Source organism: Chromohalobacter sp. 48-RD10 (assembly GCF_029889785.1).
GTDB lineage: Bacteria > Pseudomonadota > Gammaproteobacteria > Pseudomonadales > Halomonadaceae > Chromohalobacter.
This window is the reverse complement of sequence record NZ_JARANX010000002.1, coordinates 314,258-329,628: the sequence shown is the minus strand read 5'-3', so window position 1 is coordinate 329,628 and position 15,371 is coordinate 314,258. Positions and strand designations below refer to the sequence as shown.

At 59.0% G+C, this 15,371-nt stretch carries 17 protein-coding genes; 7 read left to right on the top strand and 10 right to left on the bottom strand.

What is annotated here, in order from left to right:
* Position 1 precedes the first annotated feature (1 nt).
* From pheA to rpsA, 4 genes are all read left to right on the top strand, one after another.
* Positions 2-1,108 carry a prephenate dehydratase gene (pheA, locus tag OP496_RS04440; protein ID WP_280562386.1) on the top strand — a complete coding sequence of 369 codons (1,107 nt, stop codon included), beginning with the start codon at positions 2-4 and terminating at the stop codon, positions 1,106-1,108.
* Positions 1,109-3,361: a bifunctional prephenate dehydrogenase/3-phosphoshikimate 1-carboxyvinyltransferase gene (locus OP496_RS04435; RefSeq protein WP_280562273.1), complete on the top strand. Its 2,253-nt coding sequence runs from the start codon at positions 1,109-1,111 to the stop codon at positions 3,359-3,361.
* On the top strand, positions 3,358-4,056 hold the full coding sequence (cmk, locus tag OP496_RS04430) for a (d)CMP kinase (protein WP_280562272.1): 699 nt from the start codon (positions 3,358-3,360) through the stop codon (positions 4,054-4,056). The genes OP496_RS04435 and cmk overlap by 4 nt, the downstream gene beginning before the upstream one ends.
* 194 nt (positions 4,057-4,250) lie before the next feature.
* On the top strand, positions 4,251-5,930 hold the full coding sequence (gene rpsA / locus OP496_RS04425) for a 30S ribosomal protein S1 (protein WP_280562271.1): 1,680 nt from the start codon (positions 4,251-4,253) through the stop codon (positions 5,928-5,930).
* A 131-nt stretch (positions 5,931-6,061) separates the two neighbouring features.
* Here rpsA and OP496_RS04420 read toward each other — a convergent pair whose 3' ends face one another.
* The 5 genes from OP496_RS04420 to OP496_RS04400 all read right to left on the bottom strand — a co-directional run bounded on the left by OP496_RS04420 (position 6,062) and on the right by OP496_RS04400 (position 10,272).
* Positions 6,062-6,799, bottom strand: coding sequence for a TrmJ/YjtD family RNA methyltransferase (locus OP496_RS04420; protein ID WP_280562270.1), 738 nt, complete (start codon positions 6,797-6,799; stop codon positions 6,062-6,064).
* Between the two features lie 197 nt (positions 6,800-6,996).
* Complete coding sequence (gene groL, locus OP496_RS04415) at positions 6,997-8,646, bottom strand: chaperonin GroEL (RefSeq protein ID WP_280562269.1); 1,650 nt, start codon at positions 8,644-8,646, stop codon at positions 6,997-6,999.
* Between the two features lie 76 nt (positions 8,647-8,722).
* Positions 8,723-9,013: a co-chaperone GroES gene (locus OP496_RS04410; protein ID WP_280562268.1), complete on the bottom strand. Its 291-nt coding sequence runs from the start codon at positions 9,011-9,013 to the stop codon at positions 8,723-8,725.
* Between the two features lie 179 nt (positions 9,014-9,192).
* The gene (locus OP496_RS04405; RefSeq protein ID WP_280562267.1) at positions 9,193-9,708 is read right to left on the bottom strand and encodes an FxsA family protein; all 516 of its coding nucleotides are present in this window, start codon (positions 9,706-9,708) and stop codon (positions 9,193-9,195) included.
* A gap of 291 nt (positions 9,709-9,999) precedes the next feature.
* Positions 10,000-10,272 (bottom strand): ComEA family DNA-binding protein, encoded by a 273-nt coding sequence (locus OP496_RS04400; RefSeq protein WP_280562266.1) that lies wholly within the window; start codon positions 10,270-10,272, stop codon positions 10,000-10,002.
* A gap of 218 nt (positions 10,273-10,490) precedes the next feature.
* Between OP496_RS04400 and pyrF the strand changes: the two genes are divergently transcribed.
* Complete coding sequence (gene pyrF / locus OP496_RS04395; RefSeq protein ID WP_280562265.1) at positions 10,491-11,192, top strand: orotidine-5'-phosphate decarboxylase; 702 nt, start codon at positions 10,491-10,493, stop codon at positions 11,190-11,192.
* A gap of 3 nt (positions 11,193-11,195) precedes the next feature.
* On the opposite strand, the gene lapB is transcribed toward pyrF, so the two are convergent.
* From lapB to OP496_RS04380, 3 genes are read right to left on the bottom strand one after another with little or no spacing between them, the layout of a single operon-like run.
* Positions 11,196-12,380: a lipopolysaccharide assembly protein LapB gene (gene lapB / locus OP496_RS04390; protein ID WP_280562264.1), complete on the bottom strand. Its 1,185-nt coding sequence runs from the start codon at positions 12,378-12,380 to the stop codon at positions 11,196-11,198.
* Entirely contained in the window at positions 12,381-12,686 is a 306-nt protein-coding gene (locus OP496_RS04385; protein ID WP_040241700.1) for a lipopolysaccharide assembly protein LapA domain-containing protein, read from the bottom strand.
* Positions 12,687-12,728: 42 nt separating this feature from the next.
* Positions 12,729-13,025, bottom strand: coding sequence for an integration host factor subunit beta (locus tag OP496_RS04380; RefSeq protein ID WP_280562263.1), 297 nt, complete (start codon positions 13,023-13,025; stop codon positions 12,729-12,731).
* A gap of 224 nt (positions 13,026-13,249) precedes the next feature.
* On the opposite strand from OP496_RS04380, the gene OP496_RS04375 reads away from it, so the two are divergent.
* Positions 13,250-13,528: a succinate dehydrogenase assembly factor 2 gene (locus OP496_RS04375; RefSeq protein ID WP_280562262.1), complete on the top strand. Its 279-nt coding sequence runs from the start codon at positions 13,250-13,252 to the stop codon at positions 13,526-13,528.
* 7 nt (positions 13,529-13,535) lie between these two features.
* A complete protein-coding gene (locus OP496_RS04370; RefSeq protein WP_280562261.1) occupies positions 13,536-13,892 on the top strand; it encodes a hypothetical protein in 357 nt (118 codons plus the stop codon).
* A gap of 35 nt (positions 13,893-13,927) precedes the next feature.
* On the opposite strand, the gene OP496_RS04365 is transcribed toward OP496_RS04370, so the two are convergent.
* Positions 13,928-15,100 carry an FUSC family protein gene (locus tag OP496_RS04365; RefSeq protein ID WP_280562260.1) on the bottom strand — a complete coding sequence of 391 codons (1,173 nt, stop codon included), beginning with the start codon at positions 15,098-15,100 and terminating at the stop codon, positions 13,928-13,930.
* On the bottom strand, positions 15,097-15,363 hold the full coding sequence (locus OP496_RS04360; protein WP_280562259.1) for a hypothetical protein: 267 nt from the start codon (positions 15,361-15,363) through the stop codon (positions 15,097-15,099). The genes OP496_RS04365 and OP496_RS04360 overlap by 4 nt, the downstream gene beginning before the upstream one ends.
* Between the last annotated feature and the right edge of the window lie 8 nt (positions 15,364-15,371).

The following is a 15,371-nucleotide window of genomic DNA, read 5'->3' as shown; positions in this document are numbered from 1 at the left end:
CATGTCCGATAACGATGCCCCTATCACGTCGGCTGACCTGCCGGCATTGCGCGAGCGAATCGATACGCTGGATAGCGAGATTCTCAAGCTTGTCAGCGAACGCGCGCACTGCGCACAGCAAGTAGCGCAGGTGAAAAACGACAGCGATCCGCAAGCGACGTTCTATCGCCCCGAGCGCGAGGCTCAGGTATTGCGTCGCATCATGGCGCTGAACAAAGGTCCCCTCGACGACGAGGAAATGGCGCGCTTGTTCCGCGAGATCATGTCAGCGTGTCTGGCGCTGGAGCGGCCGGTCAAGGTCGCCTATCTCGGCCCCGAGGGCACGTTCACTCAGCAGGCGGCGCTCAAGCATTTCGGCGACAGTGCGGTAAGCTTGCCGATGGCAGCCATCGATGAAGTCTTTCGCGAGGTGGAAGCGGGGGCTGCGCATTTTGGCGTGGTCCCGGTGGAAAACTCCACCGAGGGAATCGTCAACAGCACCTTGGATACCTTCATGGATGCCAGCCTGCGCATCTGTGGCGAGGTGGTGCTGCGTATTCACCACCATCTCTTGGTGTCCAGCAATACGCGCCGCGACAAGGTCTCGCGCATTTATTCGCATCCCCAGTCCCTGGCGCAGTGCCGCAAGTGGCTGGACGCGCATTATCCCAATGCCGAACGGGTGCCGGTGTCGTCCAATGCCGAGGCGGCGCGCCTGATCAAGAGCGAATGGCACAGCGCCGCGATTGCCGGCGACATGGCCGCCAAGCGTTACGAGCTCGAGAAGGTCGCCGAGAAGATCGAGGACCGTCCCGATAACTCGACACGCTTTCTGATCATCGGGCACCAGGACACGCCGCTCTCCGAGGATGACAAGACGTCCATCGTCGTGGCCATGCGCAACCAGCCCGGGGCGCTGCACGATCTGCTCGAGCCGTTCCACCGTCACAAGATCGATCTGACGCGCGTCGAGACGCGGCCGTCACGTACTGGGGTCTGGAATTACGTGTTCTTCATCGACTTCAAGGGCCATCGCGACGATCCTCAGGTCGCGGCGGTGCTGGAGGAGATTACGTTGCGTGCTGCCGAGCTCAAGGTGTTGGGATCTTATCCCGTGGGTGTGTTGTAAATGTCGGAGCAGTCCTGTGCGCCGACCGAGCGCGGTATCCTCATCATTGGGTTGGGCCTGATCGGCGGTTCGTTGGCGGCAGCCTTGAAGGAAGCGGGTTTTGCGGGGCGTATTCTGGCCTGTGATCGTGACGCTGACGAAGTAGCGCGCGGCATCGACATGGGGCTGATCGATGCCGGCAGCACGGAGCTGGCGCCTTGGGTAGCCGAAAGCAGCTTGATCGTGCTGGCGGTGCCGGTATTGGCGATGGAAGCTGTGCTACGCGAGTTGACGCCGCATCTAGGCGAACAGGTGATCACCGACGTCGGCAGTACCAAAGGTGCCATCGAGGCAGCGGTCCAGCGGGCCTTCGATGGCATGCCGCCGCGCTTCGTGCCGGGGCATCCGATCGCGGGATCCGAAAGAAGCGGTTTAGCGGCGTCCAACTCTGCACTTTATCGCCGCCACAAGGTGATACTGACGCCGCGTGCCGATACCGATCCCGACGCCTTGGCCCGTGTACGAGCGCTATGGGCGGCTTGTGGGGCGGAGCTTCTCGAAATGGACGTGGCACGCCACGATCAGGTCCTGGCGCGCACTAGCCATCTCCCGCATTTGTTGGCGTTTTCGTTGGTCGACACCTTGGCGCGTCAGGACGAGCGCCTGGAAATCTTTCGCTATGCGGCGGGGGGCTTTCGCGACTTTACACGCATCGCCGGTAGCGACCCGGTCATGTGGCGCGATATTTTCAGTGCCAACCGCGAAGCAGTGCTTGGTGCACTGGATGAATTCGAGACGGGCGTTGCCCGTTTGCGCCGTGCCGTGACCGATAACGATGGCGATGCCATGCTGGCGATCTTCGATCGTGCCAATCATGCGCGGCAGTATTTCGATACGCTTTTGAACCAGACGAGTTATCAAGCGATGGAACAACGCAATATCCGTTACCGCGTGACTCCCGGTGGCGATGTGCGCGGTCGGATCCGCGTGCCGGGAGACAAATCGATCTCGCACCGCTCGATCATGCTCGGTGCACTTGCTGAAGGCGTGACCGACGTGCATGGCTTCCTCGAGGGTGAGGATAGTCTGGCGACGTTGCAGGCATTTCGTGAAATGGGCGTCGCCATCGAAGGTCCACACCAGGGGCGCGTGACCATCCATGGCGTCGGCCTGCATGGCCTGACGGCGCCTGCCGGCCCTCTTTATGTAGGCAATTCGGGCACCGCCATGCGCCTGTTCGCAGGCTTGCTGGCCGGGCAGGCCTTCGATACCGAGTTGACCGGCGATGTGTCGCTCAACAAGCGGCCGATGGGACGGGTAGCCGATCCGCTGCGCGAGATGGGCGCAGTGATCGAAACCGCTGAAGGCGGTCGGCCACCGCTGACGATTCGCGGTGGCCAGGCGCTGCGCGGCATTCGTTATGACATGCCCATGGCCAGTGCCCAGGTGAAGTCCTGTCTCTTGCTGGCAGGGCTCTATGCCGAGGGTGAGACGCGGGTGCGCGAGCCGGCACCGACGCGCGATCATACCGAGCGTATGCTCAACGGTTTCGGTTACGCGGTGCAGCGTGCGGCTGACGAAGCCTGGCTACAGGGCGGCGGTCGCTTGACGGCGTCGCCTATCGATGTGCCATCGGATATCTCGTCGGCGGTCTTCTATCTGGTGGCAGCGGCCATTACGCCGGGTTCGGACCTGCTTCTGGAGCATGTTGGGACTAATCCGACACGCATCGGAGCCATCAATATCCTCCAGGCCATGGGCGCCGATCTTGAATTGCTCAACCCTAGGGAAGTCGGCGGTGAGCCGGTTGCCGATATTCGCGTTCGCCATGCGCCGCTCAAGGGCATCGATATCCCCGTGGAACAGGTGCCGCTGGCCATCGACGAGTTTCCCGTGCTGTTAATCGCTGCGGTCAATGCTGAAGGCGTGACCCGCTTGCGGGGCGCGGAAGAATTGCGCGTCAAGGAATCCGATCGCATCCAGGCGATGGCCGATGGTCTGGCGGTCCTTGGCGTTGAGAATACCGTTCATTCCGATGGCATCGACATCGTCGGTCGTGCCGACGCCAGTGATACGCATGTTGCGCATTATCGCGGTGGACATGTCGATAGCCTGGGCGACCATCGCATCGCCATGGCCTTCGCCATTGCCGCGCTGCGTGCCGAGAGCGAGATCATGATCGATGACTGCGCCAACGTAGCCACGTCATTCCCGGGATTCATCGATCTTGCGCGTCGTGTGGGGCTGTCGCTCGAAGAACAGGAGGCGTCATGAGCGTGTCGCACGACGAAGTGCCCGTACTGACCGTTGATGGGCCGGGTGGCGCAGGCAAGGGGACGGTCAGTCGCTTGATCGCCGAACGTCTGGGCTGGCACCTGCTGGACTCCGGAGCGCTATACCGCCTCACGGCACTGGCGGCGCTCAAGCATGGCCTGACATTGGGCGATGAGGCTGCCCTTGAGACCTGCGCCGAAACCCTGGATGTCCGCTTCGTGGCATGCGACGGCGAAACGCGTATCGAATTGGAAGGCCGCGACGTGAGCGGCGAAATCCGTACCGAAGAGGTCGGCGACGTTGCCTCGCAGGTGGCATCGTTGCCTCGAGTGCGTGATGCGCTTTTGAAACGCCAGCGTGACTTTCGCGACATGCCGGGGCTGGTAGCGGATGGACGGGATATGGGAACGGTGGTATTCCCCCAGGCACCCCTGAAAGTTTACCTGACGGCCTCGGCCGAAGAGCGGGCGCGGCGACGCCATGAGCAGTTGCTGAATGCCGGTTGGGATGCTAATCTAACGAGTCTTCTAGAGGAAATTGAGGCTCGTGACGCGCGCGACATACAACGTGCAGTAGCGCCACTCAAGCCGGCAGACGATGCCGTGTTGTTGGATAGTACGAGTCTTGCGATACCGGACGTGGTGGAGTGTATCGAAAGGCTGCTCAGTGCACGTGGGCTTGGCCTCCCGAACTGAGTAGCTGGGGTGAAACGGGCACCCATCCGGAGACCCTGGTCAGACGTCATGACGTGCGCGGGCGATAACCGAGAGCCTTCGCAGGTCGAACCAGCGCCAACGTCCCCAGGGATATGTAGGAAAGGCCCGCGCTTGCTGGTGGTGCGGAGAATGAGCGGCCTGGCCGCTATTAACGTTGATCACGTAGGAACAACATGAGCGAAAGCTTTGCTGAACTGTTCGAACAGTCTCTCCAGGACATCAATATGGAACCCGGTGCCATCGTCATGGCAACCGTGGTCGACATCGAAGGTGACTGGATTACCGTCAACGCGGGTCTGAAGTCCGAGGGGCAAATCCCCGTGGCACAGTTCCGTGATGACAACGGCGAATTGACTATCTCCGTGGGCGATGAAGTCAAGGTTGCCCTTGAAGCCGTTGAAGACGGCTTCGGCGAGACGCGTCTGTCTCGCGAAAAGGCCAAGCGTGCCGAGGCCTGGAAAGAGCTGGAAGCGGCCTTCGAGAAGGACGAAATCGTCAAGGGCGTGATCAACGGCAAGGTCAAGGGCGGCTTCACGGTCGATGTCTCTTCCATCCGCGCTTTCCTGCCCGGTTCTCTGGTTGACGTCCGTCCTGTACGCGATACTGCTCACCTCGAGCATAAAGAGCTGGACTTCAAGGTCATCAAACTCGATCCCAAGCGTAATAACGTTGTGGTCTCGCGCCGTGCCGTGCTCGAAGCCGAGAACAGCGCTGAGCGTGAAGCGCTTCTGTCGACGCTTCAGGAAGGTCAACAGATCGACGGTATCGTCAAGAACCTTACCGACTACGGTGCGTTCGTCGATTTGGGCGGCGTCGATGGCCTGCTGCACATCACCGACATGGCGTGGAAGCGCATCAAGCATCCCAGCGAGATCGTTGCGGTTGGCGATGAGGTCAACGTCAAGGTGCTCAAGTTCGATCGCGAGCGCAACCGTGTGTCTCTCGGCTTGAAGCAGCTGGGTGAAGATCCATGGGTCAACATCAAGGATCGTTATCCGGAAAACACCCGCGTCAATGCCCGCGTCACCAATCTGACCGACTACGGCTGCTTTGCCGAACTCGAGGAAGGTGTCGAAGGCTTGGTTCACGTTTCGGAAATGGACTGGACCAACAAGAACATTCATCCCTCGAAAGTCGTCCAGGTCGGCGATGATGTGGAAGTCATGGTGCTGGATATCGACGAAGAACGTCGTCGTATCTCCTTGGGTATCAAGCAGTGCACCACCAACCCGTGGGAAGACTTCAGCGCGCGCTATAACAAGGGCGATCGCGTTTCGGGCACCATCAAGTCGATCACCGACTTCGGTATCTTCATCGGCTTGGAAGGTGGTATCGACGGTCTGGTTCACTTGTCCGATATTTCTTGGAGTGAAACCGGCGAAGAAGCCGTGCGCCAGTTCAAGAAAGGCGACGAAGCCGAAGCGGTCATCCTCTCGATCGATCCGGAACGTGAGCGTATCTCGCTCGGCATCAAGCAGCTCGAAACCGATCCGGTCTCCGAGTACTTGGCCGTCAACGACAAGGGTGCCATCGTCACCGGTCGCGTTGTCGAAGTCGATGCCAAGGAAGCGCATGTCGAATTGGCGACTGATGTCGTGGCGGTACTCAAGGCCTCCGAAATCAGCCCCGATCGCGTCGAAGATGCACGCAATGTGCTCAACGAAGGTGATAGCGTCGAAGCCAAGATCGTCGGTGTCGATCGCAAGAATCGTGCGATCAACCTGTCTGTCAAGGCGAAAGAGCAGGTCGATACACGCCGTGCGATGGGCAAATTGCGCGATCAGGAAGCCGAGCCGGAGTCAGGCCCGACTACTATCGGTGATTTGATCAAGCAGCAGATGGGCGGCGAATAAGCCACATTGCCGCCGCGTCTTGGCGCGGCGGCGAGTGCTTTATCGAGCCGTACGAAAAACCGCGCCTCCAAGAGGCGCGGTTTTTTTATGTCGGGCAGATGGCTGATTCTTCGGGATGACTGGCTTTTACCTCAGTCATCGCGTTTTGTGCCGGCATTTTCCAATGTCGTCAAGACACCGCGCAGGATGGAGAGCTCCTTGCGAGTCGGTTGAGCACGGGAGAAAAGTGCGTGTAGATGATCTTCAGTGCGTGCATGAGGCTGAGTCAGAAATCCCGAGGACGACAGCGCTTGGTGCAGGTGAGTCTCGAAGTGAGCCATCTGTTCGCGCGTCGGTAAGGCGGGCTGCTTGGACTTGGGCTGAGTGGCGCTGGGGGTTTGGTGACGCCATGCACGGCGTACTTCGTAGGCGAGTATCTGCACGGCTTGTGCCAGATTGAGGACACTGTAATCGGGGTTGGCGGGGATGCTGACCTGGTGCGTGCAATGCCGAATTTCATCGTTGGTCAGGCCGAAGCGCTCACGGCCGAACACCAGTGCCACCGGGGCTTCATGTGCATACTCGACCATTTGCACGGCCATGGGCTCGGGATCATCGAAATGGGGTAGAGGGAGGCTACGCAGGCGGGCGCTGGCGCCGATGACCTGGACGCAATCTCCGACGGCTTGTGAAATGTGTTCGACGACGCGTGCGTTGTCGAGCACATCGGTCGCACCAGCGGCTAGCCGAGTGGCCTCTGCGTCGGGAAAGCGGCGTGGATTGACCAGTACTAGGTCCCCTAGGCCCATGGTTTTCATGGCACGTGCGGCCTGGCCAATGTTGCCGGGGTGGAATGTCTGGACGAGTACGATACGTATATTGGAAAGCATAAAAATCGCGATACAGTCGAAGGCAGGGAGATAGTGTACTTGGGCTACGAGCTACGAGCTACGAGCTACGAGCTACGAGCTACGAGCTACGAGCTACGAGCTACGACTGATCCATTCCTCTGACATGAAAAACCCCCACCGGTTGCCCGGCAGGGGTTCGAGTCACGGGACAGCGCCCGGGAGTCAGTAGGCGGCGATTACATCATGCCGCCCATACCTCCCATGCCGCCCATGTCCGGTGCGCCACCGCCACCGCCGGATTCTTGCTCATCCGGGTCGTCGGCGATCATGGCTTCGGTGGTGATCATCAAGCCAGCCACGGAGCCTGCGGATTGCATCGCGCTACGTGTAACCTTGGCGGGATCGAGAACGCCCATGTCGAACAGGTCGCCATACTCACCGGTTTGTGCGTTGTAACCGTAGTTACCTTCACCGGCCTTGATCTGATTGACGATGATAGACGCTTCCTGACCTGCGTTAGTCACGATCTGACGCAGCGGCGATTCCATGGCACGCAAGGCGATGGCAATGCCGTGGGTCTGGTCTTCGTTCTCACCTTTGAGGTTGGCGAGATTGCCAAGGATGCGTACCAGTGCGGTACCACCGCCAGGCACGACGCCTTCTTCGACGGCGGCACGTGTGGAGTGCAGCGCATCTTCGACGCGAGCCTTTTTCTCTTTCATCTCGAACTCGGTCGCGGCACCCACGCGGATGACGGCGACACCGCCGGCCAGCTTGGCGACACGTTCCTGAAGTTTTTCGCGGTCGTAGTCGGAGCTGGTGTCTTCGATCTGAGCGCGGATCTGGCCAACACGTGTTTCGATGTCGGACTCGACGCCGGAACCATCGATGATGGTGGTGCTTTCCTTGGACATGGTGACACGCTTGGCGCTACCCAGGTGATCCAGGTTAGCTTGCTCGAGCGTCAGGCCGACTTCTTCGGAAATCACGGTGCCACCGGTAAGGATGGCGATGTCCTGAAGCATGGCTTTGCGGCGATCGCCGAAACCGGGTGCCTTGGTCGCTGCAACCTTGACGATGCCGCGCATGGTGTTGACCACCAGTGTTGCCAGCGCTTCGCCTTCGATGTCTTCGGCGATAATGCCCAATGGCTTACCGGACTTGGCAACTGCTTCCAGCACCGGCAGCAATTCGCGGATGTTGGAGATCTTCTTGTCGACCATCAGCAGATGCGGATCTTCCAGTTCCACCATCATGGTGTCCTGGTTGGTCACGAAGTAAGGCGACAGGTAGCCACGATCGAACTGCATACCTTCGACGACTTCCAGCTCGTCTTCGAAGCCACGGCCTTCGTCAACGGTGATGACGCCTTCCTTGCCGACTTTCTGCATGGCATCGGCGATAATTTCACCGATACGCTTGTCGCCATTCGCGGAAATGGTTCCCACCTGGGCGATGGCCTTGGCATCGGTGCACGGCACGGAAAGCTTATGGATTTCCTTTACGGCGGCGTCGACGGCATGGTCGATGCCACGCTTGAGATCCATCGGATTCATGCCCGCCGTCACGCCTTTCATGCCTTCAGTGACAATGGACTGGGCAAGAACGGTGGCGGTAGTGGTACCATCACCGGCCACGTCAGAGGTCTTGGAAGCAACTTCCTTGACCATCTGCGCGCCCATGTTTTCGAACTTGTCCTTGAGCTCAAGTTCCTTGGCGACGGAGACCCCATCCTTGGTTACGGTCGGAGAACCGAAGGATTTTTCCAGTACGACGTTACGCCCTTTAGGCCCGAGGGTGACCTTGACGGCGTCGGACAGGGTGTTAACACCGCGCGCCATGCGCTTGCGGGCATCATCGGAGAATTTGATCTGTTTAGCTGCCATTTCTAGCTCTTCCCATTAATGGCGCGATCAAGTCGCGCAAACGTGAAACGAAAATGTGATTGGTGAGCGTTGTGAATTACTCGGCAACGGCCAGAATATCGCTTTCGCTCATGATCAGGACTTCTTCGCCGTCGATTTTCTCTTTCTCGACGCCAAAGCCATCCTTGAAAATCACGGTATCACCCACCTTGACGTCCAGCGGGCGCACTTCGCCATTCTCGAGAATACGACCGTTGCCGATAGCAAGGACTTCACCGCGGGTCGGTTTCTCTTGAGCGTTACCCGGAAGCACGATGCCGCCAGAGGTTTTTTGCTCTTCTTCCATGCGACGGACGACGACGCGGTCGTGCAAAGGACGGATTTTCATTGCTCACGTTCTCCTGATGGTTCTATGGATCATAGGATAATCCCGTTGAGCCAAGCTCAAGGGTGAAGGCTGTGCCTTCTGTTTATAAGGCCGATGCATCAGAGCATTACGGCCGAATCATCTGTTAAGGCCTTGATTGGGTCGACGTATCCACTTTCAAGGGCTCTTCATGAATTTTTTCAATGCCGGGAATCATCTTTCCCTATGTAGTCACCTTCGATCGGTTGCTCGTCATTCGTCTGGCTATTTTGTGAGGCCTTGTTCGTGCGCCGCGTGTGCTCGTGCCAGTCATCGTCCCGGGTTTTTTCCTGAGTTGCGCCATCGGCACCCATGGTAAACATTCGGCCGCGCCATCCACCACGTTGCAGGCTGCGGCCCAGCAAGCGGCGGCTACTCGGGATAAGGCAAAGCAGCCCCAAACCGTCCGATAGAAAACCGGGGGTAACCAGTAATGCTCCACCGAAGATCAGGGCGGCCCCTGTAATCAACTCGTCCGAGGGAATTTCTCCCTGAGTGAAGCGGGCCTGGGCGCGTTGCAGGGTCTGCACTCCTTCGCGTCGAATCAAATGGAGGCCTAGGGCGCCGGATAGCAGGACCAATGCCAACGTCGGAAGCAGACCTATCTGTCCCCCGATCGCGAACAGCACTACGAAATCGAGTAGCCCGAAAAGCGTAATGAAAAGTAACAGTGGCATGGCAGCTCCGTTTGATTTCGACTTCCCAGTAGATGGTGGCATGAGTGTGAATTGCAAGGGAAACGATGCGCTGGATGCAAGCGTGCTGAGAGACCGGATGGTATCACGTCGAGTACGCGTTATATCGTGCCAAACGATGACTTAACGGGGCGAGTGTTGTAGTGCGGTAGCGGGCTGAAGTACGCGGGCGGGCTGAGGATCTGATGTCTCGTATACTCTTCAGATGAAACCTGATATTGGCCGAAAAGACGCTCGCTGGATGCTATCCGTGCGAGCGTCGATAGGGCGGCATCAGAACGTGATGCGATCATCCAGGTCTTCCACCGTTCCTTCGCCGATGCCTTTGACGCGGGTCAAATCATCGACCGAGGCGAAAGATCCATTGGCGTTGCGATCCTCGATGATCGCCTGTGCCTTGACGGCGCCGATGCCCGGTAGTTGGGTCAGGGTTTCAACAGAAGCTTGATTGATGTCGATAGGACCCGGGGCGTCTTCCTGGGCGATTGCGAGGGTAGTGACACTCAGCGCCAGTGTCAGTAGAGCACCGCTAAGCAGTTTGTTCATGCGATCAGTCCTTTAGGTATCTCTTATTTAGAAACTTAACCATACTCAGATTTTCATGGTCGGGATGTAATCGTTTACTGACAATTTTTGTAGGATATTGACTACAATATGAAGTTTTTCTTATAAAAAGGGCGAGGCGGAAGACCTGCCAGGTGCTAGGTGGCGGAGTGGGGCAGCGGTATACTGCCGCTGCCATAATATTGTTCGCAGGAGACATCATGCCGCGCCCCGATACGCCGTTGATCATCGCTCTCGACCACTCTGACCTTGACCAGGCGCTTGCCATGGCCGATCGGCTGGACCCCGCGCGCTGCCGGGTCAAGGTTGGCAAGGAGCTATTCACGCGCAGTGGCCCGCGGATACTCGAAGCACTGCATTCACGTGGCTTCGAGGTGTTTCTGGATCTCAAGTTTCACGATATTCCCAATACGGTGGCGGGGGCCGTCGAAGCGGCGGCGGACCATGGCGTATGGATGGTTAACGTCCATGCGGGTGGCGGGCAGCGGATGATGGAAGCGGCCAGAGAACGACTCGAGAAGCGGCGGCTCGCCACGCATCTGATAGCAGTGACAGTGCTCACCAGTATGGCGCGTGAAGACCTCGTCGAAATTGGCGTCGATAGCGACACATTGTCTCAGGTCAAACGTTTGGCGACGCTCTCGCAACGTAGCGGCATGGAGGGGGTGGTGTGTTCAGCGCAAGAAGCGACGGCGTTGCGCGCACTATGTGGCGATACTTTCTTGAAGGTCACGCCGGGTATACGCCCCAACGCTTCGACAGGCGATGATCAACGCCGTACGTTGACGCCGGCACGGGCGTTGGCGGCCGGGAGCACGCATCTAGTGATCGGTCGGCCGGTGACGCAAGCCTCGGATCCGATGGTGGCGTTGGCCGCAATCGAGCAGGAGATCAGCCGCTAGCGGCTATTCGCCTTCCAGCCCTGTGATGGGCTTGGTGGTGCCCCAGCTGTGGCAGCGCGGGCATTGCCAATGCAGTTGGGCGCTGCCGAAACCGCAGCGATGGCAACGGTGGCGGGGACGTGCCGCGAGTAGTTTATGGGTGTGCTGTTTGAGCAGCAGCAGGCGCTCGCGGTCGCCATGGTCCTCGCCGATCAGATAAAGGTCCATGAGATAATCGACGCCACGCAGGCTGGGATGCGCTTGCAACTGTTCACTGATCAACTCGATGGCGGCGTCCTGGCCTTCGGCATTGAGTCGGGAGGCCGCGAGCATGACCACGACGCTGGTGAAGTGCGTTTCCTGCAGCTTGGTCTCGAGAAATGCGCGCCAGCCCGGTTCGTCCTCCAGACGGCGATACGCCTCGTGCAAAGGCTCGAGGATGACCGGAAGGAAGCCCGGGTCTTGCTCGGGGATGCGCTTGAGATGGCGGATTACGGCCTTGTAGTGGCCGGTATCCCGCTCCAGCTCAGCAAGCAGCCAAGTGGCTCGGACACAGCGTTCATCGGTCGATAGTGCCTGGCGCAGACGCTTGCGGGCTACGCTGGGGCTCGCATTATGCCGATCCTGTTGGGCGAGTTCGCAAAGCCAGTGAGCGGCAGCGCGCTTGATATCGGCATCCTGGCGGATGAGCTGCGGCGTAGCCACATCCAGCGCTTGTTGCCATTCCTTCTCTCGCTGTAGCAGATCGACCAGTAGGCGTTTGGCAGCGTCACGCAGTCCCTCGTCGAGAGTGTCCTTCACTAGTGTTTGCAGAAGGCGTTCGGCGCGATCGAGCAATCCCAGGTTCAGGAAGTCTCGTGACAGTTCCAGTTGCACGAGCCCGCTTTGATAAGGGGTCAGCGTCGGGCGTGCCAACAGATTCTGATGGATCTTGACCGCGCGGTCGGCTTCGCCGCGCGATCGGAACAGGTTACCCAGCGCAATGTGTGTCTCGATGGTGTCGCTGTTGACCTCGAGCGCTTGCACAAAAGTCTCTATGGCCTGATCCGGCTGCTCGTTGAGCAGATGGTTGAGACCAATGAAGTAGTCCCTGGGCAACGACACTTCGGGAGATAGGCGTTCGCGAGCGCGCCAGCGCTCGCGACGTCCGAGCCACCAACCGATGGCAATCGCCGCGACCAATAGGCCAAGCAGCAGCGGATCAAGCATTCAGGGCGCTTCCTTGAACTCCTGGGTGCGTAGCCGATCCAGTTCCTTGCGCTGCTGTTGATTGTGGCGCTGGGCACGGGTCAGAAGCGTGCGCAGCCGCAGATAGATGCCGGTCATGGCCAGCATGCCGAGAATCACGCCGCAGGCCAGCGATATCAGCAACCAAAGAGACAGCGAGGCGGGCGGCAGTTCGACCCATATCAAGTCGAGCGGCATGGCTTGTTGGTTATTGACGGCAAACAGGATGCCGAGCAACAGGACGACCAGCAAGATGATGGCCAGCACGACACCTTTAAACCAACGCATGGGCAGGTTCCTTTTGCATGGAGATATGGCGCCCTTGGGGCTTCAGTAGCCGAGTGCACGGCTAGCGTTGACCTGTTCGCGCAATTCCTTACCGGGCTTGAAATGCGGCACGAATTTGCCCTGCAGATCGACGGGGTCGCCGGTTTTGGGGTTGCGTCCGATCCGGGGCTCCCGAAAATGTAGGGAGAAGCTACCGAACCCGCGAATTTCGACACGCCCACCGCTGGAAAGCGAATGGGTAATGTCTTCGATGATGATCTTGACCGCTGCCTCGACCTCTTTGGCCGATAGCTCGGGCTGCCGAATGGCAATCTGTTCAATCAACTCGGACTTGGTCATCGAATGTCTCCAAGCGACTTTGCCGTTCCACTGAACGTGGTAGTAAAACAACCACGGTATTGTTGTGAATTCAGCATACTGCTCAAATCTTGATAAAACAACGCACTAGCACATTGCAAGTCCATCTTAACCGGTTTTGAGCAAGGAATGGGTACGATGTGTTTCGCCAAGTCCTCGGGTATACTCGTCGCTTATTCATGTCATGACATCGCTTGGGAGTCTCCATGCAGGACGATGTAACCATCAAACGGCTTTACTGGCACTCGCGGCGTGGCATGTGGGAGCTGGATCTACTGCTGATCCCGTTTCTCGAACATTGCTATCCGCAGCTCGATGATGCGGACAAGGCCCGTTATCAAACGCTGATCGATCAGGAAGACCAGGACCTCTTCATCTGGCTGATGCGTCGAGAGTGGCCTGCCGACGCCGGACTGCGGCGCATTGTCCAAATGATCATCGATTATGCCGAAACCACTTCCAACAATCAGTATCGTACCCTCTAGGCTCGACTTGGCACTTCAGGCCCTCGTCTGGGGAGTGGTGAGTGTCCTGATGTTCATGCTGAGTACATGGTGGCTGACGTCTGTGGTATCGCTTAGCGGTGCCGCACTGGTGGGCTACTGGTGGCGTGGTCAGCGGCGTTGGGAATTGCGGGAGTGCCTCGATGGGGAGCACGCCACATGGCAATGGCGTGAGGTCTCGGGGCAGTGGCAGAACGCTGCACCAAGACCACTGCGTATCGGCGCGTGGTTGATCGGTTTGCGCATCGGGCGTCGCGTTATTTGGCTGTGGCCGGATAGCGCGGCGCCCACCTCGCGTCGCCTGTTGCGTATACGGCTACTGGAGGCGATGCCGTTGGGACGGTGACGCTTATGAAGACTGGCGCCCACCGATGCTGAGCATCAGCGTGCGTCATCCTCGCTGCGTTCCAGGTCACTACGCGAGGTATCCAATGGCATCGCCAGGTGATCGCGAATCAGGGTGTGACGCGAGGCGCGGCGACGCAAGCGGGCGCTGGGCAGTCGCTCGAGTGTCTGCAAGGTGTCGATGAGTGCCTGCGTGAGGCGTGCCAACTCACGGTTGAGCCACAGGTAGCCGCTTGGGCTGAACAAGGCGCGTTCATTTTCGCCACGCGCCTCCAGGGTGGCTTGTGCATGGCGCTGCAAGTCGAAGGCGACCACCGTGATGTCGATGGCCTGCCCCGTGCGTACCTGGAAAGCCAGGCTGCCTAGCGCGCGCGCCAGTCGGTGCTGTTCGTCCCGCAAGCCATCGAGTTCGGCGATGATGTCGTGACCGGCCCGCGTGGCCCAGTGAGTTTCCAGAAGCAGCTCGATCGTCGACAGCATGCGTCGTTCCAGCGACAGAATGCGTTCCAGGTCATCGCGATGCAGACGGCGTTCGCTGTGAATGGCATCTACCAGGCCGCGTTGCTTGACCAGTTGATCCGTCGTGCTCTTCAGCAATTGGTGCGTATCGACGTCGTCATGCTGCGTCGCATTGGTATGCGCATGATACAGGCGTGCCAGCTTGTCGAGGTTGTCGGCGAGCAGGAAACGCAAGAGGTCGGTGGCTTTCTGGGGCAGAATGAACAAGGTCGCGAGGATGCCGATGCTCGTCCCGATCAGCACGTCGAAGGCGCGCCACAGGGCGATTCCCAAATCCTGATGGCCGTCACCCACCACCATCAGCAATGTCACGCCAAACATCAGCGCGCTATAGCCATAGCGCGTGGCGAAGGTGGTGTGCGTAGCGACCGCGATGCCGATCAGAGTCCAGGCCGGCACTACCCACTGAGCCGGCGCGGGAATCAGTACCAGCAGGATGCCCCAGATCGCTCCGAGCACTGTGCCCAGAAGGCGTTGCCCACCCTTGTCGATGACGCCGCCAATATGCGGCAGATTGCCCATCACCATCATCGTGCTGACCAGCGCCCAGCTGCCATGAGGGATCTGCAAGGTCAGGATGACGATGAAGGTGATCGCCAACGCCAGCGAGGTACGCAGGACATGCAATCGATGGCGGTAGTGGTAGATGAAGTATGGATCGCGCAGACGCGTGGGCGACATCATTGTCATGACGCTCCGTGTTGGTGTCCGGTGGATGCTTTAGCTTTAGCGCGCGCCAATGTGGCTGCATGCACCATGCTTGCTGCCCACAGCACGAGTAACAGAAGCAACCAGATGAGACCTAGCCAGCGAAGGGGGATCATCATCAGCGCCATCAGAGCGATGAATCCGCCCAGCCATAGCGCGGCCCAGCCCCAGCGTCGCAGGAACACGTGGCCGAACCCGGGGAGCAAGAAAGCCAATAACAGCGTGATGAAGAGGCGGTGGCGCATGGAGTCTC

Coding starts and splice junctions, on each gene's coding strand:
- pheA (WP_280562386.1), top strand. CDS start 2: ATGTCCGATAACGATGCCCCTATCACGTCGGCTGACCTGCCGGCATTG.
- OP496_RS04365 (WP_280562260.1), bottom strand. CDS start 15,100: ATGACAATGATGTCGCCCACGCGTCTGCGCGATCCATACTTCATCTAC.
- cmk (WP_280562272.1), top strand. CDS start 3,358: ATGAGCGTGTCGCACGACGAAGTGCCCGTACTGACCGTTGATGGGCCG.
- OP496_RS04435 (WP_280562273.1), top strand. CDS start 1,109: ATGTCGGAGCAGTCCTGTGCGCCGACCGAGCGCGGTATCCTCATCATT.
- OP496_RS04420 (WP_280562270.1), bottom strand. CDS start 6,799: ATGCTTTCCAATATACGTATCGTACTCGTCCAGACATTCCACCCCGGC.
- OP496_RS04380 (WP_280562263.1), bottom strand. CDS start 13,025: ATGACCAAGTCCGAGTTGATTGAACAGATTGCCATTCGGCAGCCCGAG.
- OP496_RS04405 (WP_280562267.1), bottom strand. CDS start 9,708: ATGCCACTGTTACTTTTCATTACGCTTTTCGGGCTACTCGATTTCGTA.
- OP496_RS04385 (WP_040241700.1), bottom strand. CDS start 12,686: ATGCGTTGGTTTAAAGGTGTCGTGCTGGCCATCATCTTGCTGGTCGTC.
- lapB (WP_280562264.1), bottom strand. CDS start 12,380: ATGCTTGATCCGCTGCTGCTTGGCCTATTGGTCGCGGCGATTGCCATC.
- pyrF (WP_280562265.1), top strand. CDS start 10,491: ATGCCGCGCCCCGATACGCCGTTGATCATCGCTCTCGACCACTCTGAC.
- rpsA (WP_280562271.1), top strand. CDS start 4,251: ATGAGCGAAAGCTTTGCTGAACTGTTCGAACAGTCTCTCCAGGACATC.
- groL (WP_280562269.1), bottom strand. CDS start 8,646: ATGGCAGCTAAACAGATCAAATTCTCCGATGATGCCCGCAAGCGCATG.
- OP496_RS04375 (WP_280562262.1), top strand. CDS start 13,250: ATGCAGGACGATGTAACCATCAAACGGCTTTACTGGCACTCGCGGCGT.
- OP496_RS04400 (WP_280562266.1), bottom strand. CDS start 10,272: ATGAACAAACTGCTTAGCGGTGCTCTACTGACACTGGCGCTGAGTGTC.
- OP496_RS04360 (WP_280562259.1), bottom strand. CDS start 15,363: ATGCGCCACCGCCTCTTCATCACGCTGTTATTGGCTTTCTTGCTCCCC.
- OP496_RS04410 (WP_280562268.1), bottom strand. CDS start 9,013: ATGAAAATCCGTCCTTTGCACGACCGCGTCGTCGTCCGTCGCATGGAA.